Source organism: Rhodococcus sp. P14, from assembly GCF_000256505.1.
Lineage (GTDB): Bacteria > Actinomycetota > Actinomycetes > Mycobacteriales > Mycobacteriaceae > Rhodococcus > Rhodococcus ruber.
In genome coordinates this window covers 1-3,434 of the sequence record NZ_AJFC01000155.1, presented here as the reverse complement: position 1 = coordinate 3,434, position 3,434 = coordinate 1, and the positions used below count along the sequence as shown (strand labels likewise).

Genomic DNA, 3,434 nt, shown 5'->3' with positions numbered 1-3,434 from the left:
CTGGTCAAGGGCATCCTCGACCGCAAGGAGAAGCTGATGGGCTTCGGGCACCGCGTCTACCGCGCCGAGGACCCCCGCGCCCGGGTGCTGCGCGACACCGCGAAGCGACTGAACGCGCCGCGCTACGAGGTCGCCGCCGCCCTCGAGCAGGCCGCCCTCGCCGAGCTGCGCGAGCGTCGCCCCGATCGCGCCATCGAGACCAACGTCGAGTTCTGGGCCGCGGTGATCCTCGACTTCGCCGAGGTCCCGGCCGCAATGATGCCGGCGATGTTCACCTGCGGCCGCACCGCCGGCTGGTGCGCGCACATCCTCGAGCAGAAGCGCCTGGGCAAGCTGGTGCGCCCCGCCGCGATCTACACCGGCCCGGACGCCCGCAGCCCGGAGAGCGTCGAGGGCTGGGATTCGATCACCCACAACTGATCCACCGAGCCGGACGGACGGGTCCCCGCACCGGGTGCCCGTCCGTCCGGCCGACCGGCGGGGGCCGTCTAGACTACCGGTGCACTCGTTCCTCGACGTTTAGGACACGCATACCGATGGCTGACGCTACACCGATCATTCCCGCCGATCTCAAGCCCGCCGACGGCCGCTTCGGCTGCGGTCCCTCCAAGGTTCGCCCCGAGCAGCTGCAGTCCCTGGTCGAGGTCGGTGCCTCGGTGTTCGGTACCAGCCACCGGCAGAAGCCCGTCAAGGACGTCGTCGCCCGCATCCGCTCGGGACTGCGCGAGCTGTTCGCCCTGCCCGACGGCTACGAGGTGGTGCTCGGCAACGGCGGCACCACCGCGTTCTGGGACGCCGCGGCGTTCGGCCTGATCCGGGAGAAGTCGCAGCACTTCACCTACGGCGAGTTCTCGTCGAAGTTCGCCACGGTCGCCAAGAAGAACCCGCTGATCGGTGACCCGATCGTGGTGGACAGCGCGCCGGGAACCGCACCGGAGATCGTCGCCGACGGATCGGCCGACCTCATCGGCTGGGCCCACAACGAGACCTCGACCGGTGTCGCGGTGCCGGTCACCCGCCCGGCCGGCTCCGAGAACGCCTTGATCGCCATCGACGCGACGTCCGGCGCCGGCGGCCTGCCCGTCGCCGCGGAGGACTTCGACGTCTACTACTTCGCGCCGCAGAAGTGCTTCGCCGCCGACGGTGGCCTGTGGATCGCCCTGATGAGCCCGGCCGCGCTGGCGCGGGTGGACGAGATCAAGGCCTCGGGCCGCTTCACTCCCGAGTTCCTGTCGCTGCCGATCGCCGTCGACAACAGCACGAAGGATCAGACGTACAACACCCCCGCGGTGGGCACGCTGCTGCTGCTGGCCGACCAGATCGAGTGGATGAACGGCAACGGCGGCCTGGCCTGGACGACGGCCCGGACCGCGGACTCGTCGTCGCGGCTGTACGCGTGGGCCGAGGCCTCCGAGTACGCCACCCCGTTCGTCGCCGATCCGGCGCTGCGCTCCCAGGTGGTCGGCACCGTCGACTTCGCCGACTCGGTCGATGCCGCGCAGGTTGCGAAGATCCTGCGCGCCAACGGGATCGTCGACACCGAGCCCTACCGCAAGCTGGGCCGCAACCAGCTGCGCGTCGGCATGTTCCCGGCAATCGACCCCGACGACGTCACCGCGCTGACCAAGTGCATCGACTGGGTGGTCGACCGGATGTAGATCGGTCGCGCGACCGTGAGGGCGGGGTCGGATCCGGGTCGGGTCCGGCCCCGTTCGCCGTCCCGGAGCCTTCCCGAACTCTCGACAACGAGTCGAGACTTTCGGGGAAACCTTGGACAATAGCGCCACGTCGGCGGATTCGTGCCACCGGGCCCCCGGCGTGTCGGCGTGTCCTGCTCCGCAGGCATCACGAGTCCGTTACAGTCGGGCGGGTCAATCGCGATTCCCCGCGAGGAGGTCATGGTGCGAGAGCTTCGAGTGGTCGGCCTCGAGCCCGACGGAACGCACGTCGTGCTCGCCGATCCCGAAAACGGCGACAGATTCCGCATCCCGATCGACGACACGCTCCGCGCCGCCTCCCGTGGTGATCTCGCCCGCCTCGGGCAGATCCAGATCGAGACCGCCAGTCAGCTGCGACCCCGCGAGATCCAGGCCCGCATCCGCTCCGGCGCATCCGTCGAGCAGGTCGCCGAGGAGGCCGGGATCCCGCTCGCGAAGGTGGAGCGGTTCGCCTACCCGGTGCTGCTCGAGCGCTCCCGCGCGGCGGAGATGGCTCAGCAGGGTCATCCGGTGCGTCCGGACGGCCCGGCCGTGCACACCCTCGCCGAGATCGTCGCCCAGGCGTTCCGGGCACGCGGGCACAGCATCGACGCCGCCACCTGGGACGCGTGGCGCGACGACGAGGGTCACTGGGTGGCCCAATTGCAGTGGGACGCCGGCCGGTCCACCAACGCCGCGCACTGGCGCTACCAGCCCGACGCCCACGGCGGGACGATCCTCCCGCTCGACGACACCGCCACCGAGCTGATCGATCCGGACTGCGGGCGGCCGCTGCGCTGCCTCACACCGGTGTACACGGCGCGCGATGTCGACGACACCGGCGACAACGACGGGTCCGAGCGGGAGGACGTCGTCGCCGAGACGATCACCCTCGATCCGCCGCCCGCGGTCATCGACGCCGAGGTCGAGGAGGTCCGTCCCGCGGCGGCGCGTCTGCCCGAGCCCGACGTGGAGGAGGACCGGCCGAAGCTGGCGCCGCAGCAGAATCCGGGTAAGGACAAGCGCGGCAAGCCCGCCCTCCCCTCGTGGGACGACGTGCTGCTCGGCGTGCGCAGCAACGGGCGCGGCTGAGGACCGGACCCACCGATGGCGGCCGCGACGGTGTCGACCATCTGGTACGTCGACGCCCCCGACCCCGGCGAGGTGCTGCGCGATGCGCGGGCCGACTGCACGACCGCCCACGCTCTCGTCGGACGGCTGCATCCGGGACTGTCGTCCGAGCCGCTGGGCCGGGTGCCGCTCGCGCAGGCCGCAGCCGGGGCGGCCGGCCGGGTCTACGTGGGCAGCTTCCCCGGGGTGACGGTGGTGTGCAGCCCGGACCTTGCGGCGACGCGTCCGTCGCAGCTGCCCGAACGCTGGAGGCACACCGTCGCGTCCGAGAACACCTATCTCGTCGTGTCGGATCCCACCGGGGCGCGCGGCGCCGTCGGTGCCTGGCGGCGCGGCACGCCGCGACGAGCGTTCGACGCCACGCCCGTCGCCATCACCGAGGACGACGGGCTGCCGTTCGTGTGGGAGCGGCCGTTCTGGGGCGGGGAGTTCCCGATCCGCTGGCCGCTGGACGTACTGCCCCACCCCGAGGCGTTGCCGTTCCACCCCCGCCGGTTCGCCGAGGCCGCCAACACCGCGTGGCTCGGGTTCCGTTACACGGCCCGCGCCGCCGGCGAGCTCGACCCCCACGAGATCGAGGTGTGGGACTTCGCGTTGTACCGCGAC

At 71.6% G+C, this 3,434-nt stretch carries 4 protein-coding genes; all 4 read left to right on the top strand.

The window, feature by feature from the left end; genetic code table 11:
- The coding region (locus OEY_RS0111310) for a citrate/2-methylcitrate synthase (RefSeq protein WP_029539998.1) at nucleotides 1–420 on the top strand (420 nt) is incomplete at its 5' end.
- Between the two features lie 116 nt (nucleotides 421–536).
- Nucleotides 537–1,658 carry a phosphoserine transaminase gene (gene serC, locus OEY_RS0111305; RefSeq protein WP_010593989.1) on the top strand — a complete coding sequence of 374 codons (1,122 nt, stop codon included), beginning with the start codon at nucleotides 537–539 and terminating at the stop codon, nucleotides 1,656–1,658.
- Between the two features lie 243 nt (nucleotides 1,659–1,901).
- Nucleotides 1,902–2,789 carry a septation protein SepH gene (sepH, locus tag OEY_RS0111300; protein ID WP_192811070.1) on the top strand — a complete coding sequence of 296 codons (888 nt, stop codon included), beginning with the start codon at nucleotides 1,902–1,904 and terminating at the stop codon, nucleotides 2,787–2,789.
- A 15-nt stretch (nucleotides 2,790–2,804) separates the two neighbouring features.
- On the top strand, nucleotides 2,805–3,434 hold a 630-nt coding region (locus OEY_RS0111295), incomplete at its 3' end, for a DUF6928 family protein (protein WP_010593987.1).